Raw genomic sequence first — 18,431 nt, 5'->3', positions numbered from 1 at the left:
CGGCAGCCTGTCGGACGAAACGGCATGAACCAGGACATGGGGGAGGCGACGGTGACGGGCAGCATATCTCACCGAAGCGCGGAATCCGGCCGCGGGAGAGCCCCGCGGTGCCCTATCCTTACCGTCCCGCGCCGCCGCGATCCGCGTCTTCCGGACGAGGCCGGCCGGTCGCCCCGCGGCCGGGGCTTCCGTGACCGGCGGGACGTCGCGGACCCCTGATTCGGCAGGTGTGCGATGACTCCGGTAAAATCGGTCGGTCCGTTTAAAACGATTTGTTAACGAACCAATCGCCGTGAAGGCGACTAGGAGGTGCGGCATGACGACGGCTGCCGAGCTGCAGACCGTGCTGACCGTTCCGGCGCGTTTCCGCGGGCCAGAGGGCACCGCGAACGGCGGATGGATCGCGGGTACGGTCACCGAGGCGTCGTACGGCGCCCGGCACGACTCGGCCGTCGAGGTCACGCTGCACGCGCCCACCCCGCTCGACACCGAGCTGGAGCTGCGTCACCTGGCCGGCACCGCCACCCTCACCCGCGACGGCGCCCTCCTGGTGGAGGCCATCTCCGTCGCCGAGGAGCTCGACGCCCCGGACTTCGTGCCGTTCAACAAGGCGGCCCTCGCCGAGACCGGCTTCGCCGGCTTCACCGCCCACGCCTTCCCCGGATGCTTCTCCTGCGGCCTGCGCACTCCCGGCGACGGCCTGCGGATCTTCCCCGGCCCGGTGGCCGGCACCGGCCTGGTGGCCGCGGGCTGGCGGGTGCCGATGACCGTCGCCGACACCGACGGCTCCGTCCCCGACGCGGTCATCTGGGCCGCGCTCGACTGCGCCACCGGCTGGGCGCATTTCAAGCCCGGTGAGTTCGCCCTGCTCGGCCGCCTCACCGCCCGGGTCCACCGCCGTGTCTACCCCGGCGGCACCTACTCCGTGGTGGCCCGCGCCACCGGTCGCGAGGGCCGCAAGCTCTTCGGCGAGAGCGCCGTGTACGAGGTGGACGGCACCCTGGTCGCCTCCGCCAAGGCCACCTGGATCGCTCCCGCCTGACCCGCCCGCTGTAACGCCCGGCCTCCCGGACCGGCCGACCCTCCGTACCGGCTGGTTCCCCGGGCCGTCCGGTTCCCCGGGCCGACCGCCGTCCGCCGCCGTCGCGGTGGGCGGCGGTCAGCCGGTGAGCCGGTCGGCGACCAGCGAGGCGCAGCGGTCGTCGAACAGGATCGTGTAGTGGTTGCAGTCGTCGACCATCTCGTCGCGCAGCCCGGGCAGCCGCCCGGCCCAGACGGCCGCGACCTCCTCGGGCAGCATGCCGACCGGCTGGTCCAGCAGCCCGCGCGGCGCCCGCAGCAGTGACAGCGGCGACCGCACCGCGCGCAGCGCGTCGCCGATCGCCTCGCCCTCGGTGAGCAGCCACCGGCCGTCCTGACGGACCGGTTCCGCCCGGACCCGTGAGCGCACCGCCCCCTCTGGGCCGATCGCGTCGTAGCGGACGTACTCCTCCACCTCCGGCCGCCAGGCGCCGGCGAAGGCCGGGTGGGCGCGGAAGAAGTCCACGTACGCCTCGACGCTCGGGAAGGTCTGCTCCAGCCGGGCGAGGGCCGGGCCGAGCGTGGCGGCGAGCACCACGTCGGGGTCGGCGCCCGGGGCCTGCGGCAGCGGCAGCCCGCCGTCGATCAGCACGACCTTCGCGTAGTCGCGACCGGCCGCGGCGAGGGCGGCGACGTAGGCGCCCATCGAATGGCCGGTCAGCACGATGTCCCGTGCCGCGCCCACCGAGTCGGCCACCAGGTTCACGTCCTCGGCGTGGCGGCGCAGGCCGTACGGGCCCGGCAGTCCGGCGCTGTGGCCGCGGCCGCGCAGATCCATCGCGACGAGCGACCAGCCGGCCGGCAGCCGCCGGGCGACGGCGCCCCAGGACATGAGGGAGGCGGTGATGCCGTGCACCGCCACGATCACGCGTGGCCCGGTGCCGAACCGCGCGACGCGCAGCGCGCCGCCGGGGACCGCGACCTCGCCGAAGACGGGACTGACAGGGCTCACCGGCTCACCACGCTCTCCTCGGCCTTTCGGGGTTCCGGCCAGTGTGCCACCCCGGTCATCGCCCGGCCATCACGGGTCGTCGGGAAAACGGCATCGGAGACCCGCCGCGCCGCGCCGTAGGATCCGTTCATGAGGTCCTGAAGGTCACCGCCGTGCGTCTCCGGCCGCCGGAGTGGGCCGGCAGGGCGTCACCCGCGCCCGTGACCGTGAAGACGACTCATGCCCGTGAAGACGACCCGTGACCGTGAAGACGACCCGTGACCGTGAAGACGATCCGTGACCGTGATGGACGACTCGTGACCGTGAGACGACGGAGGGTCGGTGGAGACCGTGCCCCGCATGCAGACGACCGCCGGGCGGCTGGCCCGGCTCGGCTTCGCCGACGGAGCCAGGGCCGAGCGGCTGCTCGCCGAGCTGGGTCCCGAGGCGGCCGGTGACCTGGAGCTGCTCGACGCCCTGGTCGGCACGGCCGACCCCGACCTGGCCCTGACCTCCCTCACCCGGCTCGTCGAGCGGGACCCCGGCGAGCCGGGCGGCCCCGGCGCTCCGGGAGACCCCGCCGGTCCCGCCGGTCCCGGAGGCCCGAGCGGCCCGGGAGGCCACGGTGGTCCCGGCGCTCCGGGAGGCCCGGGCGTCCTCGGCGCGCTCCGCGCCGACCCGGGCCTGCGCGCGCGGCTGCTCGGTGTCCTCGGCGTCAGCGCCGCCCTCGGCGACCACCTGGTCAGGCACCCCGAGCACCTCGCCCTCCTCGCCGACGAGCGGGCCGTACGGCGCCCCGCCTCCCGGGACCTGCGGGCCGGGCTGCTGCGCGCGGTCGGCGCCGACCCCGGCGACCCCCGGCCCCGCGCCGACGGGCACGGCACCGAGACGCTGTCGGCGCTGCGCGTCGCCTACCGCGGCCGGCTGCTCCACCTGGCCGCCCGGGACGTCACCGGCGCCGCCTCCCTCGCGGAGGTCACCTCCGAGCTGTCCGACCTGGCCGGGGCCGCGCTGGAGGCGGGCCTCGCCGTCGCGCGGGCCGAGCACCCCGGCGCGGACGCGGTACGGCTGGCCGCCATCGGGATGGGCAAGTGCGGCGCCCGCGAGCTGAACTACATCAGCGACGTCGACGTCGTCTTCGTCGCAGAACCGGCCGAGGAGGGCGGCGACGAGACCGAGGCGCTCCGGCTCGCCACCCGCCTGGCCCAGGGCATGATGCGGGCCTGCTCGGCCACCACCCCCGAGGGCGCGCTGTGGGAGGTGGACGCCGCACTGCGCCCCGAGGGCAAGGCCGGCCCGCTGGTCCGCACCCTCGCCAGCCACCTGGCCTACTACCGGCGCTGGGCCAAGACCTGGGAGTTCCAGGCGCTGCTGAAGGCCCGGCCGGTCGCCGGCGACACCGAGCTCGGCGAGCGGTACGTCGGAGCGGCGAACGAGATGGTCTGGCAGGCCGCCACCCGCGAGAAGTTCGTCGAGGACGTGCAGTCCATGCGCCGCCGGGTCGAGGACCACGTCCGCAGGGACACCGGCGAGGCCGCCGAACGCCAGATCAAGCTGGGGCCCGGGGGGCTGCGCGACATCGAGTTCGCCGTCCAGCTCCTCCAGCTCGTCCACGGCCGCCTGGACCCGCTGCTGCGCCGCCGCGCCACGCTCCCCGCACTCGCCGCCCTGTCGCGCGGCGGCTACGTCGGCCGCGACGACGCCAAGGCCCTCGCCGAGGCGTACGCGTTCCTGCGCCGGGTCGAGCACCTGCTCCAGCTCCACCGGCTGCGCCGTACCCACGTGGTGCCCGCGGACCCCGCCGACCTGCGGCGGCTGGGCCGGGCACTGGGTATGACGGGCGACCCGGTGGAGGCGTTCACCGCCCGCTGGCGGCGGCACGCCATGGAGGCGCGGCGGCTGCACGAGAAGCTGTTCTACCGGCCGCTGCTGCCGGCCGTGGCCCGGCTGCCCGAGTCCGAGGCCCGGCTGTCGACCGCCGCGGCCCAGGCGAGACTGGAGGCGCTCGGCTACACCGACCCCGCCGGGGCACTACGCCACATCAGCGCCCTCACCAGCGGCGTCTCCCGCCGCGCGGCGATCCAGCGGACCCTGCTTCCGGTCATGCTCGGCTGGTTCGCCGACGCCCCCGACCCCGACGCCGGGCTGCTGGGCTTCCGGCAGGTCTCCGACGAACTCGGCACCACCCCGTGGTATCTGCGACTGCTGCGCGACGAGACCGCGGTGGCCGAACGGCTCGCCCGGCTGCTGGGCACCAGCCGCTACGCCACCGGACTGCTGCTGAACGCCCCCGAGGCGGTGGCGATGCTCGGCTCGGACGCCGAACTGGCCCCCCGCCCCCCGGAGGCGCTGCTGTCGGAGGCGCGGGCCACGGCGGGCCGCCAGGCGACGGCCGAGAACGCGGTCGCCGCGGTGCGCGGGCTGCGCCGCCGCGAGCTGTTCCGCACGGCCGTCGCCGACCTCACCGGTCACCTCGACGTCGAACGGGTCGGCCACGCGCTGTCGGCGCTGAACGACGCCACCCTCCAGTCCGCGCTGGACGCCGCGATCGACAAGGTCGGGATGGAACGGCGCGCCCCGCTGGGCACGGCGTTCGCGGTGATCGCCATGGGCCGCCTCGGCGGCGCCGAGCCCTCCTACGGCAGCGACGCGGACGTGATGTTCGTCCACTCCCCCCTGGAAGGCGTCGCCGAGCGGGACGCCGCCGACGCCGCCCACGCGGTGGCCAACGAGCTGCGCCGCCTGCTGGCGCTGCCCGCCCCCGACCCGCCGCTGATCGTCGATCCCGACCTCCGCCCCGAGGGCCGCCAGGGGCCGCTGGTGCGCACCCTCGCCTCCTACGCCGCCTACTACCGGCGCTGGTCGTCGCCGTGGGAGTCGCAGGCGCTGCTGCGGGCCAGGTTCTCGGCCGGCGACGCGTCGCTCGGCGAGGCGTTCCTGGAGCTGGCCGACCCGCTGCGCTACCCGGCTGACGGCATCCCCGACACCGCCGTGCTGGAGATCCGCAGGCTCAAGGCCCGCATGGAGGCCGAGCGGCTGCCGCGCGGCACCGACCCGGCCCTGCACACAAAACTCGGTCCGGGCGGGCTGTCCGACGTGGAGTGGGTGGCCCAGCTCCTCCAGCTCCGCCACGCCGGGCGGCTGCCGTCGCTGCGGACCACCCGCACCCTGGAGACGCTGCGCGCCGCCGTCGCCGAGGATCTGCTGGCGGCCGACGACGAGGCCGCGCTCGCCGAGGCGTGGCGGTTCGCCTCGCGCGTCCGCAACGCCATCGTCCTGGTCAGGGGCAGGGCCGCCGACTCCATCCCGGTGGACGGCCGGGAGCGCGCGCTCATCTCCCAGGCCCTGGGCTATCCGCCGGACGGCACCCAGGACTTCGTGGAGGACTACCGCCGCGTCACCCGCCGCGCCCGGCGCGTCATGGAACGGGCCTTCTACGAGGACTGAACGGCGCCGCCGGGCACCGGGGCCTCAGGCCGCAGATCCCGGACCCCGGCCCCCGGACCCCCAGCCTCCCGGTCCTCCGGACCCTGGCTCGTGGCTCGTGGGCCGCGGAATCTGGGCCGCGGGCCGCTCCGGGAGGGCGTCGTGGCGCGGGGGTCCGTCATGCCCGTCCCCGTCTCTTTCGCCGATCCCGTTGCGCCCGATGGGACGGGCGTGTATCAACGGTGCGGGTGATCCATATTGATATCGGTGTACATCGACCTGGCCATCGGCCTGGTGCTCGCCTTCCTGTTCCTCTCGCTCATGGTGAGCGGGGCCAACGAGGCCCTCGTCCGGCTTTTCGGCATCCGTAGCAAGTTCCTGTGGGCCTATCTCCGCGACACCCTGGACGGCGCCCGGGGGGACGGCCGGTCGTGGGTTCCGGCGAAGGTGACGGACGTCTTCGCCCGGCTGCCGTTCTCCGGTTCCGACCCGCGCCCCCGCCACGAGGCGGAGCCCGCGCCGCCGGTGGTCGAGCCGGTGCCCGCCGACCCCGGGTCCACGGCCGCCCCCGCGCCCGACGGCCACATGCCCGCCGGCGTCGCATCCGCCGGTGTCCCGTCCGACGGCCTCACGTCCGACGGTCCCGCGTCCGCCACCGGTGCCGTCCCCGCCGGTGATCCGGCGTCCGACGCCGATCCCGTGCCCGCCCCGCGGGTGGACATGACCGAGCGCCTGTACGAGCGGCTGCGCGAGATCGACCACCCCAAGGGGGCGCGGACCAGCATCTCCGACATCCCGCCGGAACGGTTCTCCGGCGCGGTGATGGAGCTGGTCGCCGCCGAGGAGGGCGGGGTCGAGGGCCTGCTCGCCAAGCTGGAGGCCATCGGCAGCCCGCTCGCCGGCCACCTGCGGGGCGTCTGGGAGAGCGCCCAGCGCGACCTCGGCAGGTTCCGCAAGGGCGTGGAGAACTGGTTCGACGGCGAGATGGAACGGCTGTCCGGGCTGTACCGCCGCTACGTCAAATGGGTGATCTTCGTCCTCGCGCTGGCGCTGACGCTGGTGTTCGGCATGGACTCCCTGGAGTACGGCAAGACCCTGCTGCGCGACAACGCCTACCGGGCCGGGGTGGCCGCCATCGCCGGGGGCGGCGGCGAGGGCCTCGCGGCGCTGCGGGAGAAGTGCGCCGTGTCCGGCACCGCCGAGCCGTACGACTGTGTGACCGAGGCGTTCAGCTCGCCGGCGCTGGTCAAGATCTTCGATCACTCCCTGGTGAGCGTGACGATCCCCCCGGACGGCGAGCGCGACCCCTCCTTCAACTGGAACGGCGCCTCGTGGTGGGACCGGCTGATCAGCCCCGGCCACTGGCCCGGATACCTGATCACCGTGATCGCCCTGCTGTTCGGCGCGTCCTTCTGGTGGGACGTCCTGCGCCGCCTGACCGGCCTGCGCGACCGCCGCTCCGGGTAGGGCCGGCACGGCCCGCGTCGGGCGGGTCAGCCGTCGCGCAGCGCCGCCAGGATCCGGTCGACGTGGAGGAGCGGTTCGTCGCCGACCGGGCGGAGCACCACCGTGCCGGCCCCCGCCGCCCACAGTGCCCTGACGTGCGCGGCGGCCGTCTTCGCCGTGCCCGCGGCCATCGGCACCTCGTCCGGGACGACGCCCAGGAACGACCCCGTCTCCACGGCGGAGGGCCGGACGGCCTCGCGGACCCGGGCGGGGTCGTCGTCGACGTACAGATGGGTGAACACCGCCACCTCGTGGCCGCCGCCCGGCCCGTCACCGCCATGCCCGTCCCCGCCGCCGGCTGATCCACGCTCGCCGTCCGGGCCGCCGCCGGGCGCCGACCCGCCTCCACCGGGCGCCGGCACGCCGCCGCCCGGGGCGGGGAGGGCCCGCCCGCGCCCGCCGGCGCCGATCAGCCCGCGGGCCCCGGCGATCCGCTCGGGGCCGAACCCCTCCGGCAGGATCGTGCCCTGCGCCACCCGCCCGGACAGCTCCAGCGAGCGCGGTCCCAGCACCCCGGCGAGCACCGGAGGAGGCACCGCCGGCGGGTGCACCAGCCGTACCCCGTCGAGCCGTACGGCCCGGCCCCGCGTGGTGACCGTCTCCCCGCGCAGCAGCGCCCGGACCGCCACGATGGTCTCCTCCAGCAACGCCAGCGGCGAGGGAGCCGCCGCGCCCGCCCGGCGCATCCAGTCCTGGACGCCGTGGCCGATCCCGGCGGCGAGCCGGTCCGGATGCATGCGCGCCAGGTTGCCCAGCTCCATGGCCAGCAGGACCTGGTTGCGCAGCGGGGCCGGGGTGATCCCGATGCCGACCCGGACCCGCGAGGTCACGGCGAGCGCGGTGGCGGCCGAGGAGATCGCCCCCGTCCAGCCGAGGTCCTCCACCACCCAGACGTCGTCCACCTCCGTGGCGTCGAGGTGGCGGCAGAAGGGGACGAGCGACTCCGGGGGGAGATCGCGGTCGAACATGACGCCGAGGCGCATGGGGGCTCCTGAGATCTTCGCGGACCCTCACCGTAGCGAGAGGACGTCCGGACGGTCATGGCGGGCGGAACGGTCCACGGCGGCGGCCTGGGGGATCGCCTCGGGGCCCAAGGGCGGAAGGTACCGGAAGTAGCCGGCGAAGTCCTTGACCGCGTTGACCGGGTCGATCCGCACCTCGGTGCCGGTCCGGAGCGCGTTCACCATCTCGCCGCCGCCGATGTAGACGCCGACGTGGTGCGTCTTCACCGTACGCTTGCCGATCTCGCCGTAGAACACCAGGTCACCGGGGCGGGCCTGGCCGGCCGGCACCTTGGTGAGCCGTCTGACATGGTCGTCGGTGTTGCCCGGCCCCAGGACGTCGCGGCCGTAGGCCAGGTGGTAGACCCACCGGGCCAGCCCGGAGCAGTCGAGGCCCAGGGTGGCGGTGGCCGGGCAGGGCCGGATCCGGCCGGTGTAGCCCTGGCAGGTGCCGTAGGAGGGACCGGGGGCGGTGTCGTGGCCGCCGCCCCAGGAGTAGGGGATCGAGCCGCCGGACCAGCCCGGCTGGTGACCTCCGGCCTCGATCGCGAAGGCAATGGCCGTCACCCGGTTCAGGGCCGCCGGCAGGAGCGGCGCGGAGCCGCCGGCGACCACCAGGACCCCCGCGAGCACGGCCGCGCCCGCCGCGACCGCCCGCCTGCGGCTCCGGTCCGGGCCGCTCCCGGCCCTCGGGCCCTCCGAGGCCGCCGGGCCGCGGCGGCCGGTGCCGTCCCCGGACCGTGCCGTGTCCCCGGTGTCCCCGGGGTGCCCTGTGCCCCCAGTGGCCCGGCTCTCCGGGTCGTTCCGCGAGACCCGTGCCATCCCGCTCACCCCCGCTCCTCGGCGCAAGTCAGGTCAATTCTGCCTAATTCACCCGCCGATCGCGCTCGGTCCTCGCCTTCACCGGTCTGCCGGGACCGGGCTCACCGGCCCGCCGTAACCGGGGAAGGAGGCGCGGAGCGCGGGGGAGAGACCGGCGGGGTCGCTGGCAGGCGCGGTGGCAGGCCGAACGTCGTGAAGAGCCGGAGACCGAAGAACACGGCCACGTGCGCGACACCGGACGCGGTGGGGGTGAGCACCTGGATGCCGAACGGCCGGTACCCGCCGTCGTCCCGCAGGTACATCGCGAACCCCGGCTGACCGTTCGCACCGACCGGTAGCAGCCGGAGGTCTCCGGGGCCGGCCGGGCACCGCGTCGCCAGATGCCGGGCGACGGCCGCGCGCCCGCGGTACCACGCGGTGAAGGGCGGCATCTCCCAGACGGCCTCGGCGGTGAGCAGCTCCACGATGGCCGGGACGTCCTTGGCCTGGAACGCCGCGACGTAACGGTCGAGCAGCTCGCGCTCGTCCGGCTCGTCCGGCTCGGTGGTCCCGCCCTCGGACGGCGCCACCTGACCGAGCCGCTCACGGGCACGCTGCAGGGCGCTGTTGACGGCCGCCGTCGTCGTGCCGAGCGTCTCGGCGGCCTCGGCCGCCCGCCAGCTCAGCACGTCGCGCAGGATCAGCACGGCCCGCTGCCGGGGCGGCAGGTGCTGGAGGGCGGCGACGAACGCCAGCCGGACGCTCTCGCGCGAGGTCACGACCGCGGCGGGATCGGCCGGGGCCGCGCCCGCCGGGACGCGGGCCCCGACGCCCGCCGGGACACCGGCCAGGGCGTCGGGCACCGGCTCCAGCCACGGCACCTCCGGCCGCCGCACGAGGGCGTCACCGGGATCGGCGGGGCCGCCCAGGCCGGTGGGCAGCGGCCGGCGGTTCCGGCTCTCCAGGGCGTCCAGGCAGGCGTTGGAGGCGATCCGGTGCAGCCAGGTGCGCAGCGACGATCGCCCCTCGAAGCGGTCGTAGGAGCGCCACGCCCGGAGGTAGGTCTCCTGGACCAGGTCCTCGGCGTCGTGCACGGAGCCGAGCATGCGGTAGCAGTGCGCCAGCAGCTCGCGCCGGAACGGAGCGGCCTGGCGGAGGAAGTCGTCGCCGTCCGGGTCACCTGACATGTCGTGAGCCTTTCGTTCCTCTCCGGGAGGCGTGGTCCGACCCCTCTCCGGGAGACGGGGGCCGAAACCCGCGCCCGGATCCCGGATCCGGGTCCCGCGTCCGGGAGCCCGCATCCCGGGTCGTATCCCGGGCCTCGTGCGGAGTGCGGACACCGGACCAGTACAGCCGACGGGACCGACAAAAGCCGATGGGAACCGGCAGCCGGCGGGGACCGGCCCGCGCACCGTCAGGACGGGAGGGCGCCCCGGCGGGGCCGCACCAGGCCCGACTCGTAGGCCGCCACCACGAGCTGGGCGCGGTCCCGCAGGCCGAGCTTGCCCAGCACGCGGCTCACGTGGGTCTTGGCGGTCAGCGGGCGCATGTCCAGCCGCTGCGCGATCTCGTCGTTGGACAGTCCCCCCGCGACCAGCGCGAGGACCTCACGTTCCCGGCCGGTGAGCACCCGCAGGTCGTCCGGGGACGCGTCGGCCTCCGGATGCTCACGGACCCGCGCGAACATGGCCACCAGCCGGCGGGTCACCCCGGGCGACAGCAGCGCGTCGCCGCGCGCCACCACCCGGATCGCGTGCACCAGCTCCTCGGGCTCGGCGTCCTTGGCGAGGAAGCCGCTCGCCCCGGCGCGCAGCGCGGCGAAGATGTTGGCGTCCTCCACGTACGTCGTCAGGATCACGACGCGGACCCCGCCGAGCGCGGGATCGCCGGCGATCCGCCGGGTGGCGGTCAGGCCGTCCACCTCGGGCATGCGGATGTCCATCAGCATCACGTCGGGGCGCAGCTCCCCGGCCAGCGCCACGGCCGCGCCGCCGTCCCCGGCCTCGCCGACGACCTCGATGCCCGGCTCGGTGCCGAGCAGGGCGCGGAACCCGGACCGCACCAGCGCCTGGTCGTCGGCGATCCCTACCCGGATCATCCGGCCTCCCCGTCGCTTCTCCCGCGGTTCCTCACGCCGCTCTTCCCGCGGTTTCTCCCAACGCTCTCCTCGTCGTTCACCCCGGCGTTCTTCCCGCCGCTTCTCCCGGCGTCCCGTACGGCGGGCGCCGCGGGGACGGGCAGGCTCGCCGACACCCTGAACCCCCCGCCGGGCGCCGGACCGGCGTCCACCGAACCGCCCACCGCCTCGGCCCGTTCCCGCATCCCGGCGAGGCCGTGCCCGCCGTACCCGTCGTGCCCGCCGGAACCGTTGTGACCGCCGGAACCGTCGTATCCGGCCCGGTCACCCGCCGGGCCCCGGCCGTCGTCGGTCACCTCCAGGCGCAGCCCGGCCGGGCCGTACTCCACCCGGACCGTCGCGGCGGCGTCCGGCCCGGCATGGCGCAGGACGTTGGTGAGCGACTCCTGCAGGATCCGGTAGGCGGCGTGGCCGACCCGCGGCGGCAGCGGCGCCTCGGACCCGATCCGGTGGAGGTCCACCGGGACGCCCGCGTTGCGCACGGCCGTCACGAGGGCGTCGAGCCGGTCCAGCCCTCGCGCGGCCGGCCCCGCGGCGTCGCCGGCGTCACCGGCATCCCCTGGGCCACCGTCGCGCAGCGTGCCCACGGTGGCCCGCAGCTCCGCCAGTGCGTCCTTGCTGGCCTTGCGGATCTCCATCAGCGAGGCACGCACCTCGGGAGGGGGGTCGTCGAGCATCCGCAGGACCGCGGAGGACTGCACGGCGATGCCGGCCATGCTGTGCGCGACCACGTCGTGCAGCTCCCGGGCGATGCGCAGCCGCTCCTCGCCGACCCGGCGCTCCGCCTCGCGTTCCGCCGCCGCGTTCCGCGCCTCCGTGGCGGCCCGCCGCTGGCCGATCACCTCGCCCAGCAGCACCGCGCCGCCGAAGACCGCGACCAGGAAGGCGTAGAGCCCGGTGAGTGCGCCGGCGGCCCGGCCGGCGTCGCCGTACAGGCCGATGATCCGGGGGGTCAGCCGGATCGCCCCGGCGGCGACGACCACGGCGAACGCCAGCGCGGCCGCCGGCCGGTGCCGCAGCGACAGGGCCACGGTGAACAGGCAGATCATCACCGGCAGCACCATCGGCCCGAGGGGATGGCCGGCGATCGTGTAGACGACGAACAGGCCGGTGGTGACGGTGAGCGCCGGGATCGGCCGCCGGCCGCGGACCCACAGCGCCAGCGCCGACATCACCGCCACGGCGTGGGCGAACCAGTCGACCGGGCTGCTCCTCAGCTCGACCGGCGCGCCGCCGGCGTCGAGCACGTAGACCGGTCCCGAGACGAGGTGCACGCCGACGACCTGCACGGGGACCATGACCATGGCGAGCAGCGGGTCCAGCGCCTTGCGGGAGAGCGGCGGGCGGGGGAGCACCACCCCAGCTTAGAACCCGGGTCCGCGGACCTCCGCGAGCGCGGGGAGCGGGCGCCGGACCGCCGGTCCGCGGGGGAGGGCCGCTCCGCCGGTGGATCCGTCCGCCGTAACCGCCGCTCCGCCGGTGGGCCCGTACGGCCGGAGCAGTGGGCCCGTCCGGCCGGACCCACTGCTCCTCCGGCTGGACCGTCCGCCGGAGCCGCTGCTCCCCCGGAGGTAGCGTGCTCCCCGGGGAGCAGGACGGGAACCGTCCTCGCGGCCGAGGTACGGCCCGCGCCGCGCCGCCAGGATCGAATGCATGACACCGAACGACACCCGCCCCGTCCACCCCGGAGAGCACCGCGCGCCCGCCCGGCGGGCGGAGGGCCCCGAGGTCCGTGCGGTCCGTGAGGTCCGTTCCGGGCAGGTGCAGCGCTGGGCGCGGTGGGTCACCCACCTGTCGGTGCTGGCGCCGCTGCCGTCCACCCTGTGGCGCGTCGCCATGCTGACGGGGTTCCCGCTCGGCCTGAGCGAGGGCGTCGAGCGCTACGTGGCCGAGGAGATGGGGACGGGCGAGAAGGCATACATCCTCTCCCTGTGCGTCCTGTCCGAGGGCTTCGCCCTGCTGGCGCTCGGGCTCATCCGCCCGTGGGGGGAGGTCGTCCCCCGGTGGGTTCCCCGGCTCGGCGGGCGGACGCTGCCGCCGCGCGCCGTGCTCATCCCCGCCTGGACGGGCACGGTGCTGGCGACGCTGCTGGGCGTCGTCATGGTGAACAGGCTCGTGACGACGCCGGCGGACCACCCGCTGCTCGCCCCCGGCGGGCCGGGGCTGCCGATCCTGGTCGTGTGCTACGCGCCCCTGGCCGCCTGGGGGCCGCTGCTGGCCGTGGCCGTCGTGGCCTACCGGCGGCGCAGGGCGGGTGCCCGCTGACGCCCCGGCGGTCCGCCCGCCGGGGCCTCGCGCGGGGCCCCGAGCCCCGCGACCGGCCAGACGTCGTAGATCCGACCGGCTATCCGCCCTGACCTGCGACAGCCGTCTCATCATGCCTGTGAGCAGCACTTTCACCGTTCACAGGTTCTCATCGCCTTGCGCGGCGTGTGCCCTGAGCACGCCCTGCCCCCGTAGATCCGGGTGATCTCAGGTGCCTGATCATGCGCCTGGGAAAACACCTCGATCATGGGTAGCCAGGTCAGGGCCGTCCGCGTTCCCCGGCCACGAGGGCCCCGGGTTCACGCCGCGGACCCGCACCCACTTCATGCCGCCGGGGAGGAGCGCATGCGGAAGGCCGTCGAGCGTGCCCTCGGTGGCGGGACGGTCGACGGCCTTTCGCGGGAGGTCTGAGTGCCCTGTGTGCCCTGGCGGCTTGACCGCCGGTGTTCACGCGGGCCGGAGGCTCAGGGGCTCAGACGTCGTAGTAGAGCTCGAACTCGTGCGGGTGCGGACGCAGGCGCAGCGGGTCGATCTCGTTCTCGCGCTTGTAGGCGATCCAGGTCTCGATCAGGTCCGGCGTGAACACGCCGCCCTCCAGCAGGTACTCGTGGTCGGCCTCCAGCGCGGCCAGCACCTCCGGCAGGGACCCCGGCACCTGCGGGATGTCACGGGCCTCCTCCGGCGGAAGCTCGTACAGGTCCTTGTCGACCGGCTCGACCGGCTCGATCTTGTTGCGGATGCCGTCGATGCCGGCCATGAGCTGGGCGGCGAAGGCGAAGTACGGGTTGCAGGACGGGTCCGGCACCCGGAACTCGATGCGCTTGGCCTTGGGGTTGGACCCGGTGATCGGGATGCGGATGCACGCCGAGCGGTTGCGCTGCGAGTAGACCAGGTTGACCGGGGCCTCGTAGCCCGGGACCAGGCGGTGGTAGGAGTTGATCGTCGGGTTGGTGAAGGCCAGCAGCGACGGGGCGTGCTTGAGCAGGCCGCCGATGTAGTAGCGGGCGGTGTCCGACAGGCCGGCGTAGCCCACCTCGTCGTAGAACAGCGGCTCGCCGTCCTTCCACAGCGACTGGTGGCAGTGCATGCCGGAGCCGTTGTCCCCGAAGATCGGCTTGGGCATGAACGTGACCGTGTGGCCGTACTCCTGCGCCGTGCTCTTGACGATGTACTTGTACAGCATCATCGTGTCGGCGGCCTTGAGCAGCGTGTCGAAGCGGAAGTCGATCTCCGCCTGGCCGGCGGTGCCGACCTCGTGGTGCTGCATCTCCACCTCGACGCCGGCGTCGATGAGGCGGCGCACCATCTCCGAGCGCAGGTCGGTGAAGTGGTCCATCGGAGGCACCGGGAAGTAGCCGCCCTTGAAACGCGGCTTGTAGCCGAGGTTGCCGCCGTCCTGGGCCTTGCCGGTGTTCCAGGCGCCCTCGATGGAGTCGATGTGGTAGAAGCTCGAGTGGGCGCTCGTCTCGAACCGCACGTCGTCGAAGATGTAGAACTCGGCCTCGGGACCGAAGTAGACCGTGTCGGCGATGCCGGTGCCCTTGAGATACTCCTCCGCCTTGCGGGCCACGTTGCGCGGGTCGCGGCTGTAGGCCTCACCCGTCAGCGGGTCGTGCACGAAGAAGTTGATGTTGAGCGTCTTGTGCTGCCGGAAGGGGTCCAGGACCGCGGTGGACGGGTCGGGCAGCAGCAGCATGTCCGACTCGTGGATGGCCTGGAAGCCGCGGATGGACGAGCCGTCGAACATCAGACCGTCGGTGAAGACGCCGGCCCCGAAGTTCTCCGCGGGGAAGGTGAAGTGATGCGTCGTCCCCGGCAGGTCGGTGAACCTGACGTCGACGAACTGCACGCCTTCGTCCCTGATGAAATTCAGGACGTCGTCGGCGGAGTTGAACACGCGAACCTCCCAAGGGACACGGGCTGACAGTGCCGAAGGTAGGACTGTGCCGTTACTGCCCCGTGTCTCGACTGTTTCACTCGTGTTAAGCACGGCCTCCGTCCACGGTAGCCGCCCGGATACGCCCGGTTGCGCGGATGCGTTGACCTTTGCCGGAGTTTCACGTCCCGTCGCCGCCTCCCGCCCACCCCCACCCGTACGGTCCCGGTAACCGGCGCGGGCGGATTCGGGGGCGGCGGCGCGGGCGGATACCGTTGGGCCATGAACAGCAGGCAACCCCGCTGGACCCAGACGTGGCTCGGCGGCGTCCGGTCGGCGGGCGTCGACCTCGGTTACCCGGGGGAGCGGCTCGGTCTGCCCGAGCACGGCGCCGGATCGGTCGCCGGGTTCGGACGCAGGCTCGGCGCGCTGGTGATCGACTGGCTGATCTGCGCCTGGGCCATCACCCAGGGGCTGCTGCGGATCGACCCCGTCCGGGGGAGCTGGGTCCCGCTCCTGGTCCTGGCGGCCGAGTACATCCTCCTGGTCGGCACCACCGGCATGACCCTCGGCATGCGCCTGCTCAACATCCGGGTCGCCACGCTCGGCGGCGGGCGGCCGCCCTTCCTCCCCGTGGTGGTGCGGACCGTGCTGCTCTGCCTGGCCGTACCGGCCCTGATCTGGGACCGCGACCAGCGTGGCCTGCACGACCGCGCGGCTGGCACCGTGGTCGTGCGCACCTGAAAGGGTACGGCGCGCGGTCAGGCGGGCCGGGCGCAGCTGAAGATCGCGGTCCCCGGCAGGTGGCGGCCGCGCAGCGGGCTCCAGCCTCCCCACTCGCGCTCGTGGCCGTCCGGCCACTCCGGCTCCACCAGGCCCTCCAGGACCAGCCCTGAGGCGACGACGTGCCCGACCCAGTCGGCCATCGTGCGGTGGTGCTCGACGTAGAACGGCCGCCCGTCCTCGCCGACCTCCACGTAGGGGGAGCGGTCGAAGTAGGACCGGTCGGCGGTCAGGCCGCGCGGGCCCGGGTCGTCGGGGAAGGCCCAGCGGACCGGGTGGCTGACCGAGAAGACCAGGCGTCCCCCGGGTCGCAGCACCCGGCGGGCCTCGCGGAGCACCGCCCCGGCGTCGGCCACGAACGGCAGCGCGCCGTACGCCGAGCACGCCAGGTCGAACGACTCGTCGGCGAACGGCATGGCCTCGGCGTCGGCCTGGACCACCGGCAGCGGCTCGCCGCCGTCGCCGGGGTCACCGTCGCCGTCATCGCCGGTCAGGTCGATCCGGCGGGAGTGCTGGAGCTGGCGGAAGGACAGATCGAAGGCGGCGACCCTGGCGCCCTGAGCGGCCAGCCACCGGCCGCACTGCCCGGCGCCGCAGCCGATCTCCAGGACGTCCCTGCCAGCGACGTCGCCCAGCAGGCGCGCGTCGGCCTCGTCCAGGCCCTCCGGGCACCAGACGAAGCCCGCGTCGCGCAGGAACCCGCCGTGCTCGGCCTGGTAGTCGTCGGCGGCGGAGTCCCACCAGCCGCGGTTGGCCCGGGAGGTGCCGGCGGCGTCCACCCGGCGCCGAGCCACCCCTGCGAGGTCCATCGGCCCGCCGTCAGCGCATCTTCGGGCGGGGCATCCGGCCGCCGCGCGGCAGCGGGCCCTTGGGCATCGGCAGCGTCTGCGGGAGCGCCTTCAGCCGGTTGTTGACCTCGTAGACGGCGGGCTTCTTGAGGTTGCGCGGCAGCTTCATCAGGTGCCGCTGCAGCTTGGCGATCGGGATCTGCCCCTCGCCGTCACCGGACTGGATGTCGTAGACCGGGACGTCGAGCGCGACCCGCTGGACGCGCTTCTTCTCCGCGACGAGCATCCGCTGCACCCGCGTGCCCGGTCCCTCGGAGATCAGGACGATGCCGGGGTAGCCGACCGCGCGGTGCACGATGTCCTGGTCGCGGTTGACCGCGACGGCCGGGGTCACCTCCCAGTTGCCGCGCATGCTCTGCAGGACCGCCGCGGCCGCGCCCGGCTGGCCCTGCAGCATGGAGTACTGCGCCCGCTGGGCGAGCTGGCCGAAGACGACCAGCCCGACGATGAGGGCGGCCATCACCCCGATGAGGATGAGGTACAGCAGCCAGCCCGTGACCAGCCCGAGCACGACGAACAGCACAAGCGTGCCGAGCGCCGACGCGTAGACGATCGGCATCCCCTTGGGGTTGGCCTGCTTGATGATCTGAGCGATCATGCGGAGCTGCTTGACGCGCCCCGGGCGCTCTTGGTCTTCGGGCTTCTTCGCCATAGTCATGAAGGATACAAATCGAGTGGGCAAGAGATGAAAACGTGACCTGACCGTGGACCGATCCGGCCCCCGTCCGCGCCGCCGCGGACGCGGCGACGCGGACGCACGGCGGCCGTGCGGTGTGGCCGGGCACACCGGGCGTACGGCGGGCCGTACGGCGGCCTCAGGCGTGCTGACGGGCCTCGATGGCCTGCTGGTACAGGCGGCCGGCGCGGTAGGAGGAGCGGACCAGCGGGCCGGACAGGACCCCGGCGAAGCCGATGGCCTCGGCCTCCTTCTGCAGCTCGACGAACTCCTCCGGCTTCACCCAGCGGTCCACCGGGTGGTGGCGCGGGGTGGGACGGAGGTACTGGGTGACGGTCAGCAGGTCGCACCCGGCCTCGTGGAGGTCGCGCATGGCCTGCAGGACCTCCTCGCGCTCCTCGCCCATGCCGAGGATCAGGTTGGACTTGGTCACCAGACCGGCACGCCGGGCCTTGGTGATCACTTCCAGGGATCGCTCGTAGCGGAACGCGGGACGGATGCGCTTGAAGATCCGCGGCACGGTCTCGATGTTGTGGGCGAACACCTCGGGCCGGGCGGAGAAGACCTCCTCCAGCTGGGCCTGGTCGCCGTTGAAATCGGGCACCAGCAGCTCGACGCCGCAGCCGGGCACCATCGCGTGGATCCGCCGGGCGGTCTCGGCGTACAGCCACGCGCCGCCGTCGGGCAGGTCGTCGCGGGCGACGCCGGTCACGGTGGCGTAGCGCAGGCCCATCTGCTGGACCGACTCGGCGACCCTGCGCGGCTCGTCGGTGTCGTACTCGGCGGGTTTGCCGGTGTCGATCTGGCAGAAGTCGCAGCGCCGCGTGCACTGGTCGCCGCCGATGAGGAACGTGGCCTCGCGGTCCTCCCAGCACTCGTAGATGTTAGGACAGCCGGCCTCTTCGCAAACCGTGTGCAGACCCTCGCGTCTCACCAGCGACTTCAGCTCGGTGTACTCAGGGCCCGTCTTCATCCGGGTCTTGATCCACGGGGGCTTGCGCTCGATGGGGGTCTGGCTGTTGCGAACCTCCAGGCGGAGGAGCTTTCGGCCTTCAGGAGCAACGGTCACGTCATTCAGCTTATGTCCCCGGCGGACAACGG

At 74.1% G+C, this 18,431-nt stretch carries 15 protein-coding genes; 5 read left to right on the top strand and 10 right to left on the bottom strand.

Annotated elements, in window-relative coordinates:
- The first annotated feature begins 316 nt into the window (after nt 1-316).
- A complete protein-coding gene (locus ACZ6W9_RS07020; protein WP_362940494.1) occupies nt 317-1,042 on the top strand; it encodes a PaaI family thioesterase in 726 nt (241 codons plus the stop codon).
- A 117-nt stretch (nt 1,043-1,159) separates the two neighbouring features.
- On the opposite strand, the gene ACZ6W9_RS07015 is transcribed toward ACZ6W9_RS07020, so the two are convergent.
- Nucleotides 1,160-2,032 (bottom strand): alpha/beta hydrolase, encoded by an 873-nt coding sequence (locus ACZ6W9_RS07015; RefSeq protein WP_389955129.1) that lies wholly within the window; start codon nt 2,030-2,032, stop codon nt 1,160-1,162.
- A 339-nt stretch (nt 2,033-2,371) separates the two neighbouring features.
- Here ACZ6W9_RS07015 and ACZ6W9_RS07010 point away from each other — a divergent pair, with 339 nt between their 5' ends.
- Nucleotides 2,372-5,458: a bifunctional [glutamine synthetase] adenylyltransferase/[glutamine synthetase]-adenylyl-L-tyrosine phosphorylase gene (locus ACZ6W9_RS07010; RefSeq protein ID WP_389956296.1), complete on the top strand. Its 3,087-nt coding sequence runs from the start codon at nt 2,372-2,374 to the stop codon at nt 5,456-5,458.
- A gap of 246 nt (nt 5,459-5,704) precedes the next feature.
- Entirely contained in the window at nt 5,705-6,904 is a 1,200-nt protein-coding gene (locus ACZ6W9_RS07005) for a hypothetical protein (RefSeq protein ID WP_470116863.1), read from the top strand.
- A 26-nt stretch (nt 6,905-6,930) separates the two neighbouring features.
- Here the strand turns inward: ACZ6W9_RS07005 and ACZ6W9_RS07000 are convergent, their stop codons facing one another.
- The 5 genes from ACZ6W9_RS07000 to ACZ6W9_RS06980 all read right to left on the bottom strand — a co-directional run bounded on the left by ACZ6W9_RS07000 (nt 6,931) and on the right by ACZ6W9_RS06980 (nt 12,237).
- A complete protein-coding gene (locus ACZ6W9_RS07000) occupies nt 6,931-7,926 on the bottom strand; it encodes an LLM class flavin-dependent oxidoreductase (RefSeq protein WP_470116862.1) in 996 nt (331 codons plus the stop codon).
- A gap of 27 nt (nt 7,927-7,953) precedes the next feature.
- Nucleotides 7,954-8,766, bottom strand: a complete 813-nt coding sequence (locus tag ACZ6W9_RS06995) for a C40 family peptidase (protein ID WP_389956293.1) — start codon at nt 8,764-8,766, stop codon at nt 7,954-7,956.
- Between the two features lie 101 nt (nt 8,767-8,867).
- On the bottom strand, nt 8,868-9,932 hold the full coding sequence (locus ACZ6W9_RS06990; protein ID WP_389955121.1) for a sigma-70 family RNA polymerase sigma factor: 1,065 nt from the start codon (nt 9,930-9,932) through the stop codon (nt 8,868-8,870).
- A gap of 227 nt (nt 9,933-10,159) precedes the next feature.
- Complete coding sequence (locus ACZ6W9_RS06985; RefSeq protein ID WP_362940479.1) at nt 10,160-10,843, bottom strand: response regulator transcription factor; 684 nt, start codon at nt 10,841-10,843, stop codon at nt 10,160-10,162.
- Complete coding sequence (locus ACZ6W9_RS06980) at nt 10,840-12,237, bottom strand: sensor histidine kinase (protein WP_470116861.1); 1,398 nt, start codon at nt 12,235-12,237, stop codon at nt 10,840-10,842. Before ACZ6W9_RS06980 ends, ACZ6W9_RS06985 begins: the two co-directional genes overlap by 4 nt.
- Before the next feature lie 298 nt (nt 12,238-12,535).
- On the opposite strand from ACZ6W9_RS06980, the gene ACZ6W9_RS06975 reads away from it, so the two are divergent.
- Nucleotides 12,536-13,147, top strand: a complete 612-nt coding sequence (locus ACZ6W9_RS06975; protein ID WP_389955115.1) for a hypothetical protein — start codon at nt 12,536-12,538, stop codon at nt 13,145-13,147.
- A 472-nt stretch (nt 13,148-13,619) separates the two neighbouring features.
- Here ACZ6W9_RS06975 and glnA read toward each other — a convergent pair whose 3' ends face one another.
- Entirely contained in the window at nt 13,620-15,044 is a 1,425-nt protein-coding gene (gene glnA / locus ACZ6W9_RS06970) for a type I glutamate--ammonia ligase (RefSeq protein WP_362940467.1), read from the bottom strand.
- A gap of 261 nt (nt 15,045-15,305) precedes the next feature.
- Here glnA and ACZ6W9_RS06965 point away from each other — a divergent pair, with 261 nt between their 5' ends.
- The gene (locus tag ACZ6W9_RS06965) at nt 15,306-15,767 is read left to right on the top strand and encodes an RDD family protein (protein WP_389955111.1); all 462 of its coding nucleotides are present in this window, start codon (nt 15,306-15,308) and stop codon (nt 15,765-15,767) included.
- A gap of 17 nt (nt 15,768-15,784) precedes the next feature.
- On the opposite strand, the gene ACZ6W9_RS06960 is transcribed toward ACZ6W9_RS06965, so the two are convergent.
- The 3 genes from ACZ6W9_RS06960 to lipA form a co-directional block, all read right to left on the bottom strand.
- Nucleotides 15,785-16,615 carry a class I SAM-dependent methyltransferase gene (locus tag ACZ6W9_RS06960; protein WP_470116860.1) on the bottom strand — a complete coding sequence of 277 codons (831 nt, stop codon included), beginning with the start codon at nt 16,613-16,615 and terminating at the stop codon, nt 15,785-15,787.
- Between the two features lie 10 nt (nt 16,616-16,625).
- A complete protein-coding gene (locus ACZ6W9_RS06955) occupies nt 16,626-17,306 on the bottom strand; it encodes a DUF4191 domain-containing protein (protein WP_362940458.1) in 681 nt (226 codons plus the stop codon).
- Nucleotides 17,307-17,469: 163 nt separating this feature from the next.
- Nucleotides 17,470-18,399: a lipoyl synthase gene (gene lipA / locus ACZ6W9_RS06950; protein ID WP_362940455.1), complete on the bottom strand. Its 930-nt coding sequence runs from the start codon at nt 18,397-18,399 to the stop codon at nt 17,470-17,472.
- Between the last annotated feature and the right edge of the window lie 32 nt (nt 18,400-18,431).

It is taken from the genome of Streptosporangium sp. NPDC053982 (assembly GCF_055585205.1).
This window is presented reverse-complemented; position numbering and strand designations above follow the sequence as displayed.

Coding starts and splice junctions, on each gene's coding strand:
- ACZ6W9_RS06985 (WP_362940479.1), bottom strand. CDS start 10,843: ATGATCCGGGTAGGGATCGCCGACGACCAGGCGCTGGTGCGGTCCGGG.
- ACZ6W9_RS07000 (WP_470116862.1), bottom strand. CDS start 7,926: ATGCGCCTCGGCGTCATGTTCGACCGCGATCTCCCCCCGGAGTCGCTC.
- ACZ6W9_RS06990 (WP_389955121.1), bottom strand. CDS start 9,932: ATGTCAGGTGACCCGGACGGCGACGACTTCCTCCGCCAGGCCGCTCCG.
- ACZ6W9_RS06965 (WP_389955111.1), top strand. CDS start 15,306: ATGAACAGCAGGCAACCCCGCTGGACCCAGACGTGGCTCGGCGGCGTC.
- ACZ6W9_RS06975 (WP_389955115.1), top strand. CDS start 12,536: ATGACACCGAACGACACCCGCCCCGTCCACCCCGGAGAGCACCGCGCG.
- ACZ6W9_RS07020 (WP_362940494.1), top strand. CDS start 317: ATGACGACGGCTGCCGAGCTGCAGACCGTGCTGACCGTTCCGGCGCGT.
- ACZ6W9_RS06960 (WP_470116860.1), bottom strand. CDS start 16,615: ATGGACCTCGCAGGGGTGGCTCGGCGCCGGGTGGACGCCGCCGGCACC.
- ACZ6W9_RS07010 (WP_389956296.1), top strand. CDS start 2,372: ATGCAGACGACCGCCGGGCGGCTGGCCCGGCTCGGCTTCGCCGACGGA.
- ACZ6W9_RS06955 (WP_362940458.1), bottom strand. CDS start 17,306: ATGGCGAAGAAGCCCGAAGACCAAGAGCGCCCGGGGCGCGTCAAGCAG.
- ACZ6W9_RS06995 (WP_389956293.1), bottom strand. CDS start 8,766: ATGGCACGGGTCTCGCGGAACGACCCGGAGAGCCGGGCCACTGGGGGC.